Origin of the sequence: Litchfieldella anticariensis FP35 = DSM 16096, assembly GCF_000409775.1 — a bacterium.
GTDB classification, from domain to species: Bacteria; Pseudomonadota; Gammaproteobacteria; order Pseudomonadales; family Halomonadaceae; genus Litchfieldella; species Litchfieldella anticariensis.
Genome location: NZ_KE332388.1, coordinates 594254 through 613908, shown reverse-complemented (window position 1 = coordinate 613908; position 19655 = coordinate 594254). Strand labels below are relative to the sequence as shown.

Annotated in this window: 16 protein-coding genes; 10 read left to right on the top strand and 6 right to left on the bottom strand. The window is 60.3% G+C overall.

Translation table 11 applies throughout. From position 1 onward, the window contains the following. Positions 1 to 9 precede the first annotated feature (9 nt). Entirely contained in the window at positions 10 to 1458 is a 1449-nt protein-coding gene (locus tag L861_RS09725; protein WP_016416903.1) for a sensor histidine kinase, read from the bottom strand. Positions 1459 to 1624: 166 nt separating this feature from the next. Further along, on the bottom strand, positions 1625 to 2911 hold the full coding sequence (gene gbca, locus L861_RS09720; protein ID WP_016416902.1) for a glycine betaine monooxygenase oxygenase subunit: 1287 nt from the start codon (positions 2909 to 2911) through the stop codon (positions 1625 to 1627). 354 nt (positions 2912 to 3265) lie between these two features. On the opposite strand from gbca, the gene gbcB reads away from it, so the two are divergent. Further along, entirely contained in the window at positions 3266 to 4372 is a 1107-nt protein-coding gene (gbcB, locus tag L861_RS09715) for a glycine betaine monooxygenase reductase subunit (protein WP_027948016.1), read from the top strand. Between the two features lie 171 nt (positions 4373 to 4543). Continuing rightward, the gene (locus L861_RS09710) at positions 4544 to 5305 is read left to right on the top strand and encodes a transporter substrate-binding domain-containing protein (RefSeq protein WP_016416900.1); all 762 of its coding nucleotides are present in this window, start codon (positions 4544 to 4546) and stop codon (positions 5303 to 5305) included. Positions 5306 to 5407: 102 nt separating this feature from the next. Here L861_RS09710 and L861_RS09705 read toward each other — a convergent pair whose 3' ends face one another. Next, positions 5408 to 6286 carry an AEC family transporter gene (locus L861_RS09705; RefSeq protein ID WP_016416899.1) on the bottom strand — a complete coding sequence of 293 codons (879 nt, stop codon included), beginning with the start codon at positions 6284 to 6286 and terminating at the stop codon, positions 5408 to 5410. 55 nt (positions 6287 to 6341) lie between these two features. After that, entirely contained in the window at positions 6342 to 6578 is a 237-nt protein-coding gene (locus tag L861_RS09700) for a hypothetical protein (RefSeq protein ID WP_021029158.1), read from the bottom strand. 3 nt (positions 6579 to 6581) lie between these two features. On the opposite strand from L861_RS09700, the gene glyA reads away from it, so the two are divergent. The 6 genes from glyA (at position 6582) to purU (ending at position 14279) form a co-directional block, all read left to right on the top strand. Further along, complete coding sequence (gene glyA / locus L861_RS09695; protein WP_016416897.1) at positions 6582 to 7910, top strand: serine hydroxymethyltransferase; 1329 nt, start codon at positions 6582 to 6584, stop codon at positions 7908 to 7910. 23 nt (positions 7911 to 7933) lie between these two features. Further along, positions 7934 to 9184, top strand: coding sequence for a sarcosine oxidase subunit beta family protein (locus L861_RS09690; RefSeq protein ID WP_016416896.1), 1251 nt, complete (start codon positions 7934 to 7936; stop codon positions 9182 to 9184). 156 nt (positions 9185 to 9340) lie between these two features. Further along, positions 9341 to 9691, top strand: coding sequence for a sarcosine oxidase subunit delta (locus L861_RS09685; protein ID WP_016416895.1), 351 nt, complete (start codon positions 9341 to 9343; stop codon positions 9689 to 9691). Beyond that, on the top strand, positions 9688 to 12732 hold the full coding sequence (locus L861_RS09680) for a sarcosine oxidase subunit alpha family protein (protein ID WP_016416894.1): 3045 nt from the start codon (positions 9688 to 9690) through the stop codon (positions 12730 to 12732). The genes L861_RS09685 and L861_RS09680 overlap by 4 nt, the downstream gene beginning before the upstream one ends. Continuing rightward, positions 12725 to 13360 (top strand): sarcosine oxidase subunit gamma, encoded by a 636-nt coding sequence (locus tag L861_RS09675; protein WP_016416893.1) that lies wholly within the window; start codon positions 12725 to 12727, stop codon positions 13358 to 13360. Before L861_RS09680 ends, L861_RS09675 begins: the two co-directional genes overlap by 8 nt. Before the next feature lie 52 nt (positions 13361 to 13412). Beyond that, positions 13413 to 14279, top strand: coding sequence for a formyltetrahydrofolate deformylase (gene purU / locus L861_RS09670; RefSeq protein ID WP_016416892.1), 867 nt, complete (start codon positions 13413 to 13415; stop codon positions 14277 to 14279). 91 nt (positions 14280 to 14370) lie between these two features. On the opposite strand, the gene L861_RS09665 is transcribed toward purU, so the two are convergent. Together L861_RS09665 and L861_RS09660 are read right to left on the bottom strand one after the other, a co-directional pair. After that, complete coding sequence (locus L861_RS09665; protein WP_016416891.1) at positions 14371 to 15321, bottom strand: ferredoxin family protein; 951 nt, start codon at positions 15319 to 15321, stop codon at positions 14371 to 14373. Further along, the gene (locus L861_RS09660; RefSeq protein ID WP_016416890.1) at positions 15318 to 16196 is read right to left on the bottom strand and encodes an ABC transporter ATP-binding protein; all 879 of its coding nucleotides are present in this window, start codon (positions 16194 to 16196) and stop codon (positions 15318 to 15320) included. Before L861_RS09660 ends, L861_RS09665 begins: the two co-directional genes overlap by 4 nt. Positions 16197 to 16411: 215 nt before the next feature. On the opposite strand from L861_RS09660, the gene L861_RS09655 reads away from it, so the two are divergent. Together L861_RS09655 and L861_RS09650 are read left to right on the top strand one after the other, a co-directional pair. After that, entirely contained in the window at positions 16412 to 17884 is a 1473-nt protein-coding gene (locus L861_RS09655; protein ID WP_016416888.1) for a DHA2 family efflux MFS transporter permease subunit, read from the top strand. Between the two features lies 1 nt (position 17885). Then, a complete protein-coding gene (locus tag L861_RS09650) occupies positions 17886 to 19655 on the top strand; it encodes an IucA/IucC family protein (RefSeq protein WP_016416887.1) in 1770 nt (589 codons plus the stop codon).

Here is a 19655-nt window from a genome sequence, read left to right as displayed (position 1 = left end):
TAGCGACTCCTATTCCTTTTCCGGGCTATCTTCCAAAGGCAGGGTCAGGTCGAATCCAGCGCCACCAAGGCTGCTGTCGAAGACGCCGATACTGCCTCCATGATCGTTGACGATTCGATGGACCATGGATAATCCAAGGCCACTACCCTGGCCGACCGGCTTGGTAGTAAAGAAAGGATCGAAAACCTTCCCTTTGTGCGTGTCGGGAATACCAGGACCGTCGTCCTCGACCGTCAGGTGTAATTCGCCGTCATGATGGCGGGCGCGCAGTCGTATTCTGCCGCCTGGGCTGGCTTGTAGGGCGTTATGCAGCAGATTGGTCACCACTTGGGTGAGCTGCTGGGCATTGGCCATCAGGGTAGCGTTGGGCTCATCCAGATCCAACTCGAGGCGAGTCTGCTGCACGGTCAATTCATCCTCCAGCAATTCCCGGGCGGTTTCGACGATATCGCCCAAACGGCAGGATTCCTTTTCCACATTATGCTGACGGCCAAGTTCCATCAAATGCCGCACGATGATCACGATGCGTTCGACTTCATTCCGAATACGATCGAGCTTGGCGCGCTCGTCGTCGCCGATCGTGTCGCGGCGTGCCAAGCGTTGCGCCTGACCATTGATCACCGTCAATGGGGCACCAATCTCATGAGCGACTCCGGCAGCCAGGACACCCAGTTCGGCGAGTTTCTTCGACTTGCGTAACCGTTTCTCCAGCTCGATTTCCTTCTTCTGGCGCGCCTCGATATCGGCATCCTTCTCGGCCATGGCATCGAGCATACCGTTGAGGGCTATGGAAAGCCTGCGATATTCCTCGGGACCCTTGCTTATGGCGCGATAGCTGCGGTCGCCTTTCTCGACCCGCTCCATGACCCCTAGCAAGCGATTGATCGGCCGCTCGATGTAGCGCCGGAAGCCCCACCAGATCGTCAGTACGATACCACCGGCGCCAAAGGCGAATACCAGCACCGCGACAATGCTGATGAAACCAGCATAGTTCTCGATCCCGGTATTGAGTCGATTGACCTGAAGTACGCCGCGAGGCTCGCCACCCGATGTGGTCAGAGGAATCAGTGTCGAGTAGTAATTCCAACGCTCATGCTGTCGGTAGGCGCTGAGACTTTCTCCCTTTTTCGCCACTTGGCGGATGTCTTCCGGCTTGAAGAGTTCTTCCCCCAGGCCAAGACCATAGATCTTCTGACCTTGGGTATCGAAAACATAGGCGCCATAGATGCGGTGGAAGGAAAAAGCGGCATGCAAAGATTCCTGCAAGGCGTCTGGTGTGTCCTGCTCGAGAGCATAGCTTAGCGAAGTGCCGATGGCATGGGCGATGATCTGCACTTCGTTCTGCAGCTTGGAGCGGATATTGTCTTCCAGCGACTTGATCGCCACCAGACTGAATACCAGCAGGATCAGGAACAGGGGGACAAGGACCGTGAGAATGATGATGTTGCGTAGACGCATTGCACCCTCGAGGGTTGACCGCATCGATCTTTGACCCTCTCCACTCCCGCTGGTTCGCCACAAGATACCCACTATTGCTCTGCTATCGATGACCTCGCGATATGAAAAGGGCCCGCGTTGGCGGGCCCTTTCATCATGCAGGAGTGGCGAACGATTGCAAATGCCATCAGCCTTGGGCGAGTTGCAGGTTTGGTGCAGTATGGCCAAGATTCTCAAGCATTTGCTCGCTGTACCAGTCGATGAAGTCGATGACCCCAAACTCATAGGTTTCAGAGTAAGGGCCGGGCTGGTAGGCCTTGGAATTAATGCCGCGCTGGTTCTCTTCGGCGAGTTGCCGGTCCTGAGAGTTGGTGGCATCCCATACCTTGCGCATGTGCTCGGGATCGTAATCTACGCCCTCTACGGCATCCTTGTGCACCAGCCACTTGGTGGTTACCACAGTTTGCTGCGGGCCCAGCGGCATGACGCGGAACACTACCGCATGATCACCCATGAAGTGGTTCCAGGAGTTGGGTAAGTGCAGAATGCGTAGCGAACCCATGTCAGGGCTGGTCAGGCGACCCATCAGCTTCTTGCAAGCTGGCTGGCCATCCATGGTCATCGACACGGTGCCGTCCAGCAGCGGAGTGCGGGTCAGGCGGTTGCGTTTGCCGAAACGCTTGAGCTGCCACGGCACCTCTTGAGCATCCCAATCGGCCTGCTTGCGTTCCACCAAGGCCTTGTAAGCCGGTGTGGCGCGTGGATCGTCGGTATCGTCGAACTCTTGCAGCGAGTTGAGCAGTTCCGGGTGGGCGCCGTTGCAGTGATAGCACTCGCGGTTGTTCTCGAGCACCAACTTCCAGTTGGCCTGCTCGACGATAGTCGATTCCACCGCCACCTTGGCATTGTCCATGTCGTAAGGTGCCAGGTAGTGCTCGAGCGTGACCAGGAAATCGTCGATGGCAGGCGGTTGCTCGGCCAGACTGACGAAGATGTAGCCACCGGCGGTCTTGACGTGAACCGGCTTGAGGCCATAGGCGCCGAGATCGAAGTTGTCGCCCATGTCACTGCCGGCGAACAGCAGACGCCCGTCGAGCTCATAGGTCCACTGGTGATAGGGACAGACCAGCTTGGCGACCTTGCCCTTGTCCTTCACGCATAGACGCGAGCCACGGTGTCGGCACACATTATGGAAGGCGTGTACAGCGCCGTCAGCGCCGCGCACGATGAGCACTGGGTTCTCACCCACGTCCAGCGTCAAGAAGTTGCCCTTGGTGGGGATCTCACACGTCATGCCGGCGAACAGCCACTCTTTCTCGAAGATTTCCTGCATGTCCAGGGCGAACAGCCGGGCGTCGTTGTAAAACGGTTGCGGCAACGAGAAATGGCGTTGACGGTTAGCCAACATCTCGGCGGTGGCCTTGCGGGCCGGTGCCAAGGGGTCGTCCAGGCTTGGAGTGGACATTGGGGTCATGGCGGCACATCCTCTTACATGGCTGTCGCGGCAGGGCCACGGTCAGGTCGATAGTGATGATTTGTTAGGGTAGTCGTGAGAGGCCGAAGCGGACATGTCCTGTCGGGCAAGCCGTCGATTTTCGGCGAGTTTGGATCAGTGTTGGCATGGGCAGTTATCTGCCGACGACATGACGTGCTTCACCTACGACGCGGCCCTGAAAAAACCGCCCTATCGGTGGATTTCAGAGATATGCTCATGTCGTTGACAGACAAGTCAGGGCCCTGGTGCATAGCGCAGAATGCGCTCATCAAGAGAGGGGCCTCAGGCATTGGAGGCCTACCGATGGTGCAGCCCAGCCAGGCAGAGACGACAATGACAACGAGCTTCCTCAATCCGGTAACCACCCAGACTTGGACCAATGGCCGTCACCTGGTGAGATGCGTCAAGGTGATCCAGGAAACCTGGGACGTGCGCACCTTCTGCTTCATGGCAGAACAACCGGTGCTGTTCTTCTTCAAGCCGGGACAGTTCGTGACTCTGGAACTGGAGATCGATGGTGAGCCGGTCATGCGCTCCTATACCATTTCCAGTTCGCCGTCGGTGCCTTACAGCTTCTCGATCACCGTCAAGCGGATGCCGGGAGGCAAAGTCTCCAACTGGTTGCATGACAATCTGAAGACAGGCGATGAACTGGCGGTCCATGGGCCGGTGGGTAATTTCAATGCCATCGACTATCCGGCCGACAAGATCCTGATGCTGTCCGGGGGGGTAGGGATCACGCCATTGATGTCCATGGCTCGCTGGTTCTTTGACACCAATGCCGCCGTCGATCTCGAGTTCGTGCACAGTGCGCGCACCCCGGGGGATATCATCTTCCATCGTGAACTTGAGCACATCTTCTCGCGGATCCCTGAGTTCAAGCTGCATATCGTCTGTGAGCGGAGCGACGAACTGGGCGAGGCGTGGGCCGGTTTCCGGGGCTACCTGAGCCAGGCGATGCTCGAACTGATGGCGCCTGATTTCATGGATCGCGAGATATTCTGTTGTGGTCCGACGCCCTACATGAACGCCGTCAAACGCTTGCTGCGTGACAATGGCTTCGACATGAGCCGCTATCATGAGGAGTCCTTCGGTGCCACGCCGGCGGACGTCCAGGAAGAGGTGCTGGAGCATGCCGAACAGGCCGAAGTCGAGGCTGGGGAAGTCGACGTCAGCGAATTGCTCAGTGTCGAATTCAGCGCCTCCGGCAAGAGCGTGCGCATCCAGCCTGGCGAGACCGTTCACGCCGCTGCCTCCAAACTGGGGCTGCATATTCCCAAGGCCTGCGGTATGGGTATCTGCGGCACCTGTCGTGTTCCCCTGACCTCAGGTCAGGTCGAAATGGAGCACAACGGCGGTATCACGGACGAGGACGTCGAGGAGGGTTACATTCTCTCCTGCTGCAGTAAGCCTGTCGGCGATGTGGTGGTGGAATACTGATATCACATCCGGCGCGCCCCGACCGGGCGCGCCGTCATCGCACCCTTCGATTCTAGGCGGTGCCGTGCACCGTTCTCCTTTCACTTGACGCTTGATTAGGTGTGTCGGACATTGGGGAGTTGGGCCAAGTCGCTTGGCTTTCCACCAACAATCATAAGGAACGAACTTCCCATGCTACGACTCATTGTCATTGGACTGCTGCTAGCCACCAGTCTGAGCGCCTCGGCGCGTGATCTCGATGCCATTCTCGATAGTGGCATCCTGCGCGTGGGGACCACCGGAGACTACAAGCCTTTCACCTATCTGGACGAAGGAGCATACGAAGGTTTCGATATCGACATGGCGGAACATGTGGCCGAAGAGATGGGCCTGGACGTCGAGTTCGTCGAAACCAGTTGGCCGACGTTGATGGATGATCTCAAGGCCGACAAGTACGACATCGGTATGGGCGGTATCAGTCGTACCGTTTCCCGCCAGCTACAGGCGCGTTACTCGCATCCTTACCTGACCTACGGCAAGACGCCTTTGGTACATGTCGATAACGCGGATCGCTTCTCCTCGCTGGAGGATATCGATCAACCGGACGTCAGGATCGGCGTCAATCCCGGGGGAACCAACGAAGCCTTCGTAAAGGACAACATCCAGCAAGCCGAAGTCGTCGTGATCGAGCGCAATCTCGATATTCCTCCCGCCGTGGCGGCCAAGGAAGTCGACGTGATGATCACCGACAGTCCGGAAGCCATTTTCTACGCCAATGCCGACGAAGACCTGGCAGCACCGCTGGTAGACGAGCCATTCACCAAAAGCCAACTCGCCTATCTGATGCAAGCCGATGCCGAGCGACTTCAGGGTACCGTCAACTTCATTCTGGAACGCATGGAGCTGACCGGTGAACTGGACGCCTTGCGTCGAGAGCACCTGTTGATCCAATAAGTGCCTATATTGCCAACGACGAACCACTCGCGGTTCGTCGTTGGTGTTCGTGTCGAGTGTCTCCCGGAAATGGTAAGGCAGTCGGCTCCCTTCTACGCATCATCACATCAAATAAGCCAGCAGCAACGGCAAGTAAAGGAACGACAGCAGGGTCGAGCAGAACACCAGGCTGGCGACATAGGCGGGTTCGCGACCTGCTCGCTGGGCGAACAGATAGTTGAAGACGGCAACCGGCATGCTCATCTGCAACACCAGAATGCTGTGCGCCATCGGTGGCAATTCCAGCAGGAAGCCGATCACCGAGGCCAGCACTGCCGCCGCCAGGGTACGCAGCAGGCTGAAACCGACGCCGGAGCGCAGGCTCTTGACCTGGATGCTGCCCAGCGACACGCCGAGGGTGATCAACATCAACGGCACCGTGAACCCGGACATCAGATCCAGGGTGTTGTCCAGCCATAACGGCAGTTTGGTGTCGGTGAGCAGGACGGCCAACGCGATCAGGATGGCATAAACATTGGGGGTCCGCGCGAGCGTTCGCAGCGGCTTGCCGCTACGGCTGGAAATCAACGTACCGAAGGTGAACTGCACCAACGATACCGTGACCATCGAGGCGATAGCAAAAGCAAACCCGGCATTGCCGAAGGCATAGAGCGTGACCGGTAAGCCCATGTTGCCGGTATTGGGATACATCATAGGCGACAGCAATACTCGCCAGTCCTTGCGCAGCAGCGGTGCCATGGCGAACGTCAACACCCCCATGCCGACCAGCACCAGCACGGTGCCGAGCATGGTGCGCCCGAAACTGCCGGCATCGATTTCCGCGCCGGACAACGAGGCCAGGATCAACGCCGGGGTGCCGATATTGAAGACCAGCTTGGTGACGAACTCCACCGGGTAGGCATGGCCCATGCGGACCCATAGGAAACCGAGACTCGCGCCGACGAAGACCGGGGCCATCACGGCGAAGAGTTCGGCAAGCATGGGCAATGTCCTTGAAAGAAAGGGAAATGACGCGACGAAGGCATATTGTCGTTAATTAGCCTGCGAAGATGCAACTGAGCATGCTCAACCCAGTGGAAAGGGAAATGGGTTGTCGAGAGACGACACCCATGTCGCAAACGCATCGGGTCGTGACGCCGCCAAGCATCTTGCCCCCCAGGCCCAGGGATACCATCGCCGCAAGGATGGCATAGTTGAATAACGACTGCTCCTTGGGAAACGCCGAACGAATGATCCGTGCTTCCCCGGCCACGACAACAATCTCTGGAGGCATAACATGTCCCACCGCGATGGGTTTGCCCACAACGACCGCCTGGCATCCTTCGATGCCGCCCTGGCCACGGCCATTGCTGAAGAAACCGCTCGTCAGGAGGCGCACATCGAATTGATCGCCTCCGAGAACTATGCCAGTCGCTGGGTCATGGAAGCCCAGGGCACCCAACTGACCAACAAGTACGCCGAGGGCTACCCGGGCAAGCGTTATTACGGTGGCTGCGAGTTCGTCGACAAGGTCGAGGCCCTGGCCATCGAACGTGCCTGCGACCTGTTCAGTGCCGATTATGCCAATGTCCAGCCGCACTCTGGCGCCCAGGCCAATGCCGCGGTGTTCATGGCGCTGGTTAGCCCGGGCGACACCGTGCTGGGCATGAGCCTGGCGCATGGCGGCCACCTGACCCATGGCGCGGCACCTAACTTCTCCGGCAAGCACTATAATGCCGTGCAGTACGGCCTGAACCCCGAAACCGGCGAGATCGACTACGCCGAAGTCGAGCGTCTGGCACGCGAGCACCGTCCCAAGATGATCATTGCCGGCTTCTCCGCCTATTCGCGGGTGGTCGACTGGCGGCGTTTTCGCGACATTGCTGACGAGGTCGGGGCTTACCTGATGGTCGACATGGCACATGTTGCCGGTCTGGTGGCGGCCGATCTGTACCCCAGCCCGCTGCCGCACGCGCATGTGGTGACCACCACCACCCACAAGACCCTGCGCGGCCCACGCGGCGGCCTGATCCTCTCCGCGAGTGGCGATGAGGCACTGTACAAGAAGCTCAATGGCGCGGTGTTCCCAGGCCAGCAGGGCGGTCCGCTGATGCACGTGATCGCCGCCAAGGCGGTAGCCTTCAAGGAGGCCATGAGCCAGGACTTCGTGCGCTACCAGACCCAGGTGATTGCCAATGCCAAGGCCATGGCCCAGGTGTTCGTCGCACGCGGTTTCGACGTGGTTTCCGGCGGTACCGATGACCACCTGTTCCTGGTCTCGCTGATTCGCCAGGGCGTGACCGGCAAGGATGCGGACGCAGCACTGGGCCGGGCGCATATCACCGTCAACAAGAACACCGTGCCCAATGATCCGCAGAGCCCCTTCGTGACCTCAGGGTTGCGCATCGGCACCCCGGCGGTGACCACCCGAGGCTTCAACGAGGACGACTGCGAGCAACTCGCGGGCTGGATTTGCGACATTCTCGATGTGCTGGCCGAGCAGGGCAGCACCAGTGCCGTGGAGGCCGAGGTACGCGAGAAGGTCGCCGAGCTGTGCGGGCGTTACCCGGTGTATGGCGACGCCGAGCAGGCGACCGCCGATGAGCGCGAGACAACCATCGCCTGAATCCATCCGTCAGGAGAATCATTATGCAACGTTATTCAGGATTCGGGCTGGTCAAGCATGCGCTGAGCCACCACGAGAACTGGCAGCGGCAGTGGCGCAACCCCACGCCCAAGAAAGAGTACGACGTGATCATCGTCGGCGGTGGTGGCCATGGCCTGGCCACCGCCTACTACCTGGCCAAGGAACATGGTGTCAAGAACATCGCCGTGATCGAGAAAGGCTGGCTGGGGGGGGGTAACACCGCACGTAACACCACCATCGTGCGTTCCAACTACCTGTGGGACGAAGCTGCAGCGCTCTACGAGCATGCCATGAAACTATGGGAAGGCCTGTCCCAGGACATCAACTACAACGTCATGTTCTCGCAGCGCGGCGTGTTGAACCTCGGCCACACCCTGCAGGACATGCGCGATATCCAGCGCCGGGTCAATGCCAACCGCTTGAACGGCATCGACGGTGAGGTCCTCGACGCCAAGGGCGTACAGGAACTGGTGCCGATCATGGACTGCTCGAAGAATGCCCGCTATCCGGTGATGGGTGCCTCCTGGCAGCCGCGAGCCGGTGTGGCACGTCACGACGCCGTGGCCTGGGGTTATGCCCGCGCCGCCGATGCGCATGGGGTCGACCTGCTGCAGAACACTGAGGTCACCGGCTTCAAGATCCGCGATGGCCGTGTCTACGGGGTACACACCAACCGTGGCGATATCGGCGCCAAGACCATCGGCTGCGTGGCCGCTGGCAACTCTGGCGTGCTGGCCAATATGGCCGGCTTCAAGTTGCCGCTGGAGTCACATCCCCTGCAGGCGCTGGTCTCCGAGCCGCTCAAGCCGATTCTCGACACCGTGGTCATGTCCAACCACGTGCACGGCTATATCAGCCAGTCGGACAAGGGCGACCTGGTGATCGGCGCCGGCATCGACGGCTATAACGGCTACGGTCAGCGCGGCAGCTTCCCCACCGTGGAGCATACCCTGCAGGCCATCGTCGAGATGTTCCCGATCTTCTCGCGGGTGCGCATGAACCGTCAGTGGGGCGGTATCGTCGATACCTGCCCGGACGCCTGCCCGATCCTGTCGAAGACGCCGGTCAAGGGGCTGTTCTTCAACTGCGGTTGGGGCACTGGTGGCTTCAAGGCCACGCCCGGCTCGGGACACGTGTTCGCCGCGAGTCTCGCCAAGGGCGAGATGCATCCCCTTGCCGCGCCATTCAGCATCGACCGCTTCCATAGTGGGGCGTTGATCGATGAGCATGGCGCCGCTGGCGTGGCTCACTAATCAGGATCAGGTCCAGAACAACATCAGCTAGCACGGGGAGGGGCCAAGCAAGGCGTCTTTTTCAGGGATGAAAAAGCCGAGCGTCCAGGGATGGATGCATAGCGTCCTTGCTGGGCTCTTGCCGCGCTAGCGATCTCCTCGAGGAGAACAAACATCATGTTTTACATTTACTGCCCTTACTGCGGCGAACACCGCGAGGAAGAGGAATTTCACCCCAAGGGCCAGGCACACATCGTGCGGCCCAAGGAACCGGAGTCCTGCTCGGATGAAGAGTGGGGCGATTACCTGTTCTTCCGCGACAACCCGCGTGGCATCCACCATGAGTTGTGGGTGCATGCCGTCGGTTGCCGCAAGTTCTTCAACATCACGCGGCACACGGTGACCTACGAGATCCTCGAGACCTACAAGATGGGCGAACAACCGTCGATCACCGCGGAGACGTATGCGCCACAGTCGTCCGAGTCGGAAGCGGCAAGAGTCGCCAAGCAAGCAGGAGTCCGGGCATGAGCCAGCAACAGCCGAATCGTCTCCAGGCCGGTGGTCGTATCGATCGCTCCCGTCGTCTGAGCTTCACCTTCAACGGCCAGACCTACCAGGGCCACGCCGGTGACACCCTGGCCTCGGCGCTGCTTGCCAATGGCGTCGACGTGGTCAACCGCAGCTTCAAGTACTCGCGCCCGCGCGGCATCGTCGCTGCCGGTGCCGAAGAACCCAATGGCGTGGTGCAACTGGGCAGTAGCGAAGCCGCTCAGGTACCTAACGTACGCGCCACACAGCAGGCGCTGTATGACGGTCTCTCCGCGCGCAGCACCAATGGCTGGCCGAACGTGCAGCGTGACCTGATGGGCCTGGTCGGCAAGCTGGGCGGCCAGTTCATGCCGCCGGGCTTCTACTACAAGACCTTCATGGCCCCGGCCTCGATGTGGATGACCTATGAGAAGTACATCCGCAAGAGTGCCGGCCTGGGACGTAGCCCCACCGAGCCCGATCCGGACATCTACGATCACATGAACCAGCACTGCGACGTGCTGGTGATCGGTGCCGGCCCTGCGGGATTGGCCGCGGCGTTGGCTGCCGCTCGCTCTGGTGCACGAGTGATCGTCGCCGATGAACAAGAGGAGATGGGGGGCTCGCTGCTCGATAGCCGTGAGCTGCTCGATGGCATGCCGGCCGATCGCTGGGTCGCCCAGGTCCTGGAAGAACTGGCTGGCCTAGCCAACGTGACCCTGCTGCCGCGCACCACCGCCAACGGCTATCATGACCATCACTTCGTGACGCTGCACGAGCGGCGCACCGAGCATCTGGCCGATATCGCACCACTCAAGGACGGCCGCCGCCAGGCCCGTGCGCGCCTGCATCGTGTTCGTGCGCTTCAAGTGGTATTGGCCACCGGTGCCCACGAGCGCCCACTGGTCTATGCCAACAACGACGTGCCCGGCAACCTGCTGGCCGGCGCCGTATCGACCTATATCCGCCGTTACGGCGTGGTGCCGGGTAACAAGCTGGTGCTTTCCACCAGCAATGATCACGCTTACCGTGCCGCTCTGGACTGGCAGGATGCCGGCCGCGAGGTGGCGGCCATCGTCGATGCCCGTCCCAATCCGACCGGTGACTGGATCGACGCCGCCAAGGCCAAGGGCATCCGCATCATCACCGGCAGTGCCGTGATCGAGGCCAAGGGCGACAAGCGTGTCAGCGCGGCTCGCGTGGCCAAGATCGACCTCGACGCCTTCCAGGTCGCCGGCAAGGTGGAAGAGCTGACTTGCGACACCATCGCCAGCTCCGGCGGCTACAGCCCGGTCATCCACCTGGCCTCGCATACCGGTGCTCGCCCTACCTGGCGCGACGACATCCTCGGTTTCGTGCCGACCCTGGTGAAAGGGGTTTCCGCTGCCGGTGGTGCTCACGGCATCTATGCTCTCGCCGACACCCTGGCCGATGGTGTCGAAGCTGGTGCGAGCGCTGCGGCGGCCATCGGTCACCAAGTGCTGAGCGTCGAATTGCCTGAGGTAGCGGCAATCCGCGAAGGGGCGACCTGTGCGCTTTACCAGGTGCCCCACGAAAATCCGACGCTGCGTGCTCCCAAGCAGTTCGTCGACCTGCAGAACGACGTCACCGCGGCGGGCATCGAACTTGCCACCCGTGAAGGCTTCGAGTCGATCGAGCACGTCAAACGCTATACCGCCATGGGCTTCGGTACCGACCAGGGCAAGCTTGGCAACATCAATGGCATGGCCATCGCCGCACGCTGCCTGGGCCGTTCGATTCCCGAAGTGGGTACCACGGTGTTCCGTCCCAACTATACCCCGGTGACCTTCGGTGCCATCGTCGGTCGTCACTGCCGCGAGCTGTTCGACCCCGAACGCTACACCGCCCTCCATCAGTGGCATGTGGAGAACGGCGCTGAGTTCGAGGACGTTGGTCAGTGGAAGCGTCCCTGGTACTACCCGCATACCGTCAACGGCAAGGTCGAGACCATGCACGAGGCCGTGGCGCGCGAATGTCGCGCGGTGCGCAAGTCCGTGGGTATCCTCGACGCATCGACGCTGGGCAAGATCGACATCCAGGGCCCGGATGCCCGTGAATTCCTGGGTCGCATCTACACCAACAAGTGGGAGAAGCTCGCCGTCGGCAAGGCTCGCTACGGGCTGATGTGTAAGGACGACGGCATGGTCACCGACGACGGTGTGACCACCTGTCTGGGCGATAACCACTTCCTGATGACCACCACCACCGGCGGCGCCGCGGCGATCCTCGAGTGGCTGGAGCTGTGGCATCAGACCGAGTGGCCGGAGCTCGAGGTCTACTTCACCTCGGTCACCGACCACTGGGCGACCATGACCATCACCGGGCCCGAGGCACGCCACCTGCTCTCGGAGATTACCGACATCGATCTCGATCGTGATGGCTTCAAGTTCATGGAGTGGCGCCAGGGCAAGGTCGCTGGCGTACCGGCGCGGGTCTTCCGCATCTCCTTCACCGGCGAACTGACCTACGAGATCAACGTCCAGGCCAACTACGCCATGCACGTCTGGAAGACGCTCTTCCAGCATGGCGAGAAGTACGACCTGACGCCCTACGGCACCGAAACCATGCACGTGCTGCGTGCCGAGAAAGGCTTCATCATCGTTGGCCAGGACACCGACGGTTCGGTGACCCCGGAAGACCTGGGCATGCAATGGTGCGTAGGTTACGACAAGCCTTTCTCCTGGATCGGCAAGCGCGCGCTGTCACGCCCCGACACCAAGCGCAGCGACCGCAAGCAACTGGTCGGCCTCAAGCCCAAGGATCCCAAGGTAGTGTTGGAAGAGGGCGCGCAGATCGTCTTCGATCCGAAGCACCCGGTTCCCATGCCGATGGTCGGTCATGTCACGTCGAGCTACTACAGCCCGGCGCTGGATTCGGGCTTCGCCCTGGCCGTTGTCAAGGGCGGACAGCACAAGATGGGCGAGACCGTCTATCTGCCCATGGCCGACGGCAAGACTCATGAGGCCGAAATCGTTAGCCCGATCTTCTACGATCCCAAGGGAGAGCGCCAGAATGTCTAATGTCGCAACCTTCGATACTCGCACCGAGGCCAATATCCCGGTCGAATCGCCACTGGCCTACTCCTATCGGCGCAGCGGCACCCCGGCGGTCACGACCGCCAGTCGCGTGGTGCTCAAGGAACGCGCGCTGCTCGGTCACTTGATCCTGCGTGGCGGTGCCATCGTCCTCGACGAGGCACTGCGCGAGGAACTGGGGATCAACCTGCCCGGTCAGCCCCAGGGGCTGGTTCTCGATGCCAGCGGCGAACGCTCGGTGCAGTGGCTGTCGCCCGATGAGTGGCTGATCATCGTCCCCGGCGGTGAGGAGTTCGAGCTAGAGAATCGCCTGCGTGCGCGTCTCGGCGATGCCCATTACAGCATCGTCAATGTCGGCGGCGGCCAGACCGTACTGGAGCTGTCCGGTGAGAAGGCCCGCGAAGTGCTGATGAAATCGGTGGTCTATGACGTCCACCCCAGCCACTTCCCAGTTGGCAAGGGCGTGACTACGGTTTTCGCCAAGGCCACCGTCATCATTCGTCGTCCGACGGAGGATTGCTGGGAACTGGTGGTGCGTCGCAGCTTCGCCGACTATTGTTATCGCTGGTTGCTGGATGCCGGCGAGGAATACGGCATCGGCGTCGCAAAGTGAGTGTCAGGCCGGGGCATGCCCCGGCCTTTTGCCACATAAGGAGGCGTCTATCATGAGTCCCCCTTCCGATACCTGGATCATTGCTGCCCAGTGTCCCAGCCGTCTGGGCACTGTGGACGTGGTCACTCGTTTCCTGAAGGAGCAGCGCTGTTACATCACCGAACAGCACTCCTTCGATGATCGTCTCGGGGAGCGCTTCTTCATCCGCGCCGAGTTCCGGCCACTAGACGATGACTTCGACGGTGAGGTCTTCCGCAACGCCTTCGCCCCACGAGCAGCGGAATTCGACATGACCTTCGAGTTGATCCCGCCGGGCACGCGCATGCCGGTGGTGATTATGGTCTCCAAGGCCGATCATTGCTTGAACGACCTGTTGTATCGCTATCGCATCGGTCAGTTGCCGATCGAGATTCGTGCTGTGGTATCCAATCACCCGGACCTCGAACCACTGGCGATCTGGCACGACCTGCCGTATTACCACTTCCCGATCACCCCGGATACCAAGGCCGAGCAGGAGGCCAAGGTGTGGGAAGTGATCGAGGAGACCGGTGCCGAACTGGTGATCCTGGCGCGTTACATGCAGGTGCTATCCAGTGAGATGTGCGAGAAACTCGCCGGTCGGGCGATTAATATCCACCACTCGCTGTTGCCTGGCTTCAAGGGCGCCAAGCCTTACCACCAGGCCTACGACAAGGGCGTCAAACTGGTCGGCGCCACCGCTCACTACATCAACGACGATCTCGACGAAGGCCCGATCATCACCCAAGGGGTCGAGCCGGTCAGTCATGCCGACTACCCTGAGGATCTCGTCGCCAAGGGCCGCGATATCGAATGCCTGACGCTGGCGCGGGCCGTGGGGTATCACGTCGAGCGGCGGGCATTCCTGCATGCCAAGCGCACGGTGGTGTTTGCCAAGTAACGCTAATTGTTGCCTTGTGACCCGCCCGGATGTGGGAAATGCGAAGGCCCGTAGGGAACGGGCCTAGCCCTGGTCATCACTCGGCAACTTTTCAGACAAAGTGCTGGCCTTGGGCCACGCTGTCCAGCACATTAACCTGCGTGGCACGCCAGACCTTGCTGGCTGTCGCACCGTCGCTTTCGTAGTCGGCGCAGGTGTCGTGTCGGATGAGCTCGGTTTCGACGCAGGTCACCGTCAGCCAGCCTTGTCGTTGTGCATCTTGCCAACGAACCGGGACGCTCAGGCGGTTGCCTTCTGCGGTGGCGTTCTCGCGGTCAACATCGACAATGGCTTTCATTCCTTGTGCCTGGAGCCACTCGAACGCGGCGACCTGGGCGCATTGTTCGGGCGGTGCAAGTCGGGAATCGCCACGGTAGCAGGGAAGATAGGGTTGATCGGACGCTTCGGCCTGTAACAGGTGCGGGATGTCATCGATTCCGATACGGCCATACTTGCGTAGCTGGGGAAAGACCACCGCACTGGCCGCCAGCCGACAGCCGCCCAGGTGAGTGCTTTCCCAGACGTCGAAGGGATGGTCATGTCGTGAGGCCTCGTCGACGATCGCCTTGTAGGTACGATAGCCGAACTTGGCACAACACTTGTCCTTCTTGCCATGGGTGCAGCACAGGATCATCGACCCTTGCACGGCTCCGCTCTCCCAGCGTTCGAGAGATGTGCCCTCGCGGAGGGCATGCAAGAAGGCGGTCAGCTCTGCTCGCGGTACATCATGGCTTCGGCACTCGGGCATCAGAAAGATGCGATGCAGATGACTGGGTTGCCCTTGGCGGTGGATCAGATTAATACGCCGACTATTCGTCGCAATGTCCTCGATCAGCGCAGAGATTTCTTCTGGCATGTCGCTTGCCTGGCGCAGGCTGCGCAGCCACTTGGCACGTGGCCAACTGATCAACAGATTGCGTTCGGCATGGGCCGCCGTGCCAACCAGAGGATCGCCAATGGCGGCGCTTTCCTGGGCACAGAAGCGTCTGGGCAACGCGGTCATGGCTGGATCATGGCAGTTGGTGCGTGATAGCCAAGCCCTGCGGTAACGGGCTGTGGTGATGTCATTCCACCCAACGCCGGTACGCATACCAAGCGTTGGGTATGTGGATCGCGAATCACATGCGCATCGAGATCGAAGACTTGCTTGAGGTTGGTGGCGGTGAACACCGTCTCGGGGGCACCACTGTGCTCGATGCGTCCCTTGCGCATCATCACCAGCACATCGGCGTAGGCCGCGGCCAGGTTCAGATCGTGCAACACCACCAGCAGGGTGCGTCCCTTGTCGTGGGCGAGTCGTACCAATAGTTCCAGCAGGTCGACCTGTACCTTCAGGTCGAGAAAGGTCGTTGGTTCGTCGAGCAGGATCAGGTCGGTTTCCTGGGCCAGCACCATGGCGATCCAGCAACGCTGGCGTTGACCACCCGACAGGTCGTCGATCGGACGATCGGCGAACTGGTCGACGTTGGCAGTGGCCATGGCTTCGGTCACAGCGCGTTCGTCCTCTGCAGACCATTGGCGCCATAAGTGCTGATAGGGAAAGCGCCCCAGGCAGACTAGCTCGCGCACCGTCACTCCCTCCGGGGCGGAAGGCCCTTGAGGAAGGATGCCTAGCTTGCGTGCGACATCCCGGGTTCGGCTGCGATGGATGTCCTTGCCATCGAGTAATACCTGGCCCCGCTCAGGCGCAAGTGTGCGCGCGAGGGTCTTCAATAGCGTCGACTTGCCACTGCCATTGGGGCCCAGCAGAACCGTCACTTGGCCATCTTTCACGCCAAAGTCGACCTCGCTGAGAACGCGATGGCCATCATAGCCGGCGGTAAGGCGCTTGCCCTGCAAACGGTCAGTAGAGGAGGAGGGGAGATGTTGAGCGCACATGGACGATTTCGATCCTGAGTTTCCCGAGCAAGCTATTATAAAAAATTCTCATTTTCAATGTCGGTCTTGCCCCCGAGCCAGCAGAAACGATTTTTAACACAAATGATAGTGATAATGATTTGCATTAAATAATTGAGTGTGCCATCTTCTCGCTGCTCAAGCATCTCCGAGTGCATCGGGGATGCGGTACTCACGATACATGGTAATGGAAGCCCATGAGCCCGAGGGATGCCGCCGGGGTGAAGGTACTGGTTACCGTCTTGCTCGGCACGTTTACCGTCAGCCTCAATAACAGTGCATTGAATCTGGCGATTCCTGAACTGATGTACGTTTTCGATGCCAGCGCCGTACAGGTCAGTTGGGTCATGACCCTGTTCCTCATCTGCATGGGCATGACCATGCCGCTCACGGGGTTCCTGGCCGACCGCTTTGGTACGAAACGTATCTATTTGCTCGGGCTATGGCTGTTTCTAGCGAGTTCCTTGGCAGGCGCCGCTTCGACGAATCTGCTTCTCGTCATCCTGGCGCGTGGCATGCAAGGGATCGCCGGCGGTTTGATGATCCCACTATCCCTATCCCTGATCTTTGCGACCTTTCCGTCTCACCAGCGTGGTCGGGTGACCGGTGTCTGGGGGTTCGCCGTGATGATAGCACCGGCGATCGGCCCAAGTGCCGGTGGGTTGTTGCTCGAGATCAGCCACTGGCAAGCCTTGTTTCTGATGAATTTGCCCTCCGCCATCCTGGGATTGGTATGCGGTTATCGCTATTTGAGCGGAGGTATCCGAGATTCTGCGCGGCGCTTCGACTTCCCTGGATTCGTGCTGGTCACGCTGGGCGTGGGGAGTGTGCTGTTCGCGTTGGGGACGATTTCATCGCTGGCCGAGCTGCTCACACTGTCACGTCTGGTGGCGTTATGCCTGGGGATGTTGATGTTAGTCGCCTTCGTGCACTTGGAACGCCGAGTGGTGCATCCGCTACTCGATCTGAGGGTCTTCACCGTTCGCCCTTATGCCCTGAGCGTTATCATCGCTTGCGCTCAGGCCATCGGTACCTTTGGATGCCTGTTGCTGATCCCGCTATGGATGCAGCATGTCCAGGGCTACGACGCCCTGACCACCGGGCTTGTGTTCCTGCCCGCTGCCCTTGCCGCGGCCTGTTGCGTGGCCTGGGCCGGGCGGCTGGTCGACCGTCATTCTCCACGCTGGATCGTTACCTTAGGGTTACTGGTGACCGTTGCCAGCCTGATGGGGTTGGCGATGCTGGACATGACGACTCCCTTGTGGGTGATCGTCGCGCTAATGGCACTGCGTGGTGTCGGGTTGGGCTTCTCTTACCTGCCGGTAACGACGGTGGGCTTGAATGCTCTTGCCGACAGTCGTGTCTCGCAGGCCTCGGCCATGAACAATATCTCTCGGCGCATCACGTCGTCCTTGGGCGTCGTCGCGCTTTCCCTCTATTACGAGGTGCGTACCTCGCAGCAGCTCTTGCAAGGCGTGAGCTCGACACACGCCAGCATGACGGCCTTGAGCGAGACGTTTCTCGCTCTGGCTCTTCTGATCCTCGCGGTGACGCCCATGGCACTTTCACTTCATGCCTCTTTTCGTGAGGTGAAGTCACCGCGTGGCCAACGCCGGGACGTGAGCGATCGCGTCTCTCAAGGGATGACCGGTTTCCGACAGGAAAAATGAGATGTTGAATCAACCGTTGGACTATCCGTCGTATACGAGCCACGTGGCAGCCAAGCAAGCGACCCTGCGTGCCTTGCTCAACAGCTATCTGCGTGAAACGGGATGTCAGGACCCTCGCCAGGGAGCAGCAGGGCTGGATGCGGCGCTGCTCGATGAAGGCGAGGAGTTCTGTATTCCTCTGCCGCGCTGCGGGGGAAGCATGCTCGGTACGCTGCGCTATTTCTCGCTGTTGGGGCAGCACCGCTATGGCTCGGCCTTCTATTGGCGCAATGCCCAAGGGCGGGTGACGCCACTCGACATGCAGGATGTCATCCAGCGCATCCTCGAGGAACTGGGTTCCCATGAAGAGGGGAACACCCAAGAGCTACGACTGTGGGACATGCGCGAGAAGATCAACAACAGCTTCGCCAAGATGGCAGCGTATCTCGATGCCTTCCAGCTACGTCACCCGGATGGCCAGCCACTGAAGCTTGATTTCATCGCTGCCGAACAGTCACTGTTGTTGGGCCACCCCTTCCACCCCTTTCCCAAATGCTCCCAAGGTGCCGAACGACGGGAATTCAGCAATTTCAGTCCCGAGCGACAGGCAACGTTCCAGCTTCATTACCTGGCCGTTCGCCGCCCCCTGCTGGTGGAGGAGTGGGTCGGCGAACCCGATGCCGGCCTGGCGGACAAGGTGCTGAGCGTGGCACGTGAGCGGCTTGGTGAGCGGTTCGCCGACTACGGGATCATGCCCATGCATCCCTGGCAGGCTTCATACCTACTGCCACAGCGGGATGTTCAGCCACTGCTCGCCAATGGTGACATTGTCGATCTTGGCGTGATGGGCCCCATGGCCTATCCGACCTCGTCGGTGCGTTCGGTGTGGGTGCCGGAAACCGGCCACGGCTACAAGTTGCCGCTTCAGGTGCGGATCACCAATCTGGTGCGCGAGAACACGCTCGAGCAGTCGCAGCGCACGCTCGACGCTGCGCGTGTCATCAGGCGCCTGCAAGACGGGTTGGAGAGCGATGAATTCAAGGTAATCCTGGAGACCGGCTACCAGACGCTGAGCGCGGATTGCTCGGGACTCGAGGCGCATCGTGTGCCGGCCTTCACCGTCCTGCACCGGCCGATGGATATCGATGAACGCCGGACCTTCGTCGTGGCGTCACTGCTCGAAGCCTATCCGGGCCATGATGAACCCAAGTTGATCGCTGCGATTCGCGATAGCGGGGCTGGGTCGATAGTCGATCTCCATCGATGGTTCGAGGCCTACCTGTCGATCTCCATGCTTCCGCTGCTGAAGATCCTGGCACGTACCGGGGTCAGTTTCGAAGCGCATCTGCAAAACGCGCAGGTGAGGCTCGAGGATGGCTGGCCCAGGACCTTCTATGTGCGCGACCTGGAAGGTGTCAGTCTTGATCGCAGCCAGGTCGAGGACAGCGACTGGTGGAAGGCGCTGAACATCGCCGCTGACAGTCCCATCCTCTATACCCCTGACATCGCCTGGAAACGTACCCAATACTACTTCTTCGTCAATCACCTGGGCGGAGTGGTGCATGCCTTGGCCGATCATCTCGGGGTCGATGAGGGCGAGTTCTGGCGCTTGGCGGGCACAGTGCTAGAGCGTGAACGCGACCCACACGATGCCAGGCTGTGTGGCTATATCGACGAGTTGCTACATGCGAGGCATTGGCCAGCCAAGGCCAATTTCCTGAGCTGTTTCCAGCAGCGTGGCGACACGCCTCTGTTCATCGATGTCATCAATCCCATCAAGGCGTCCAGGTGA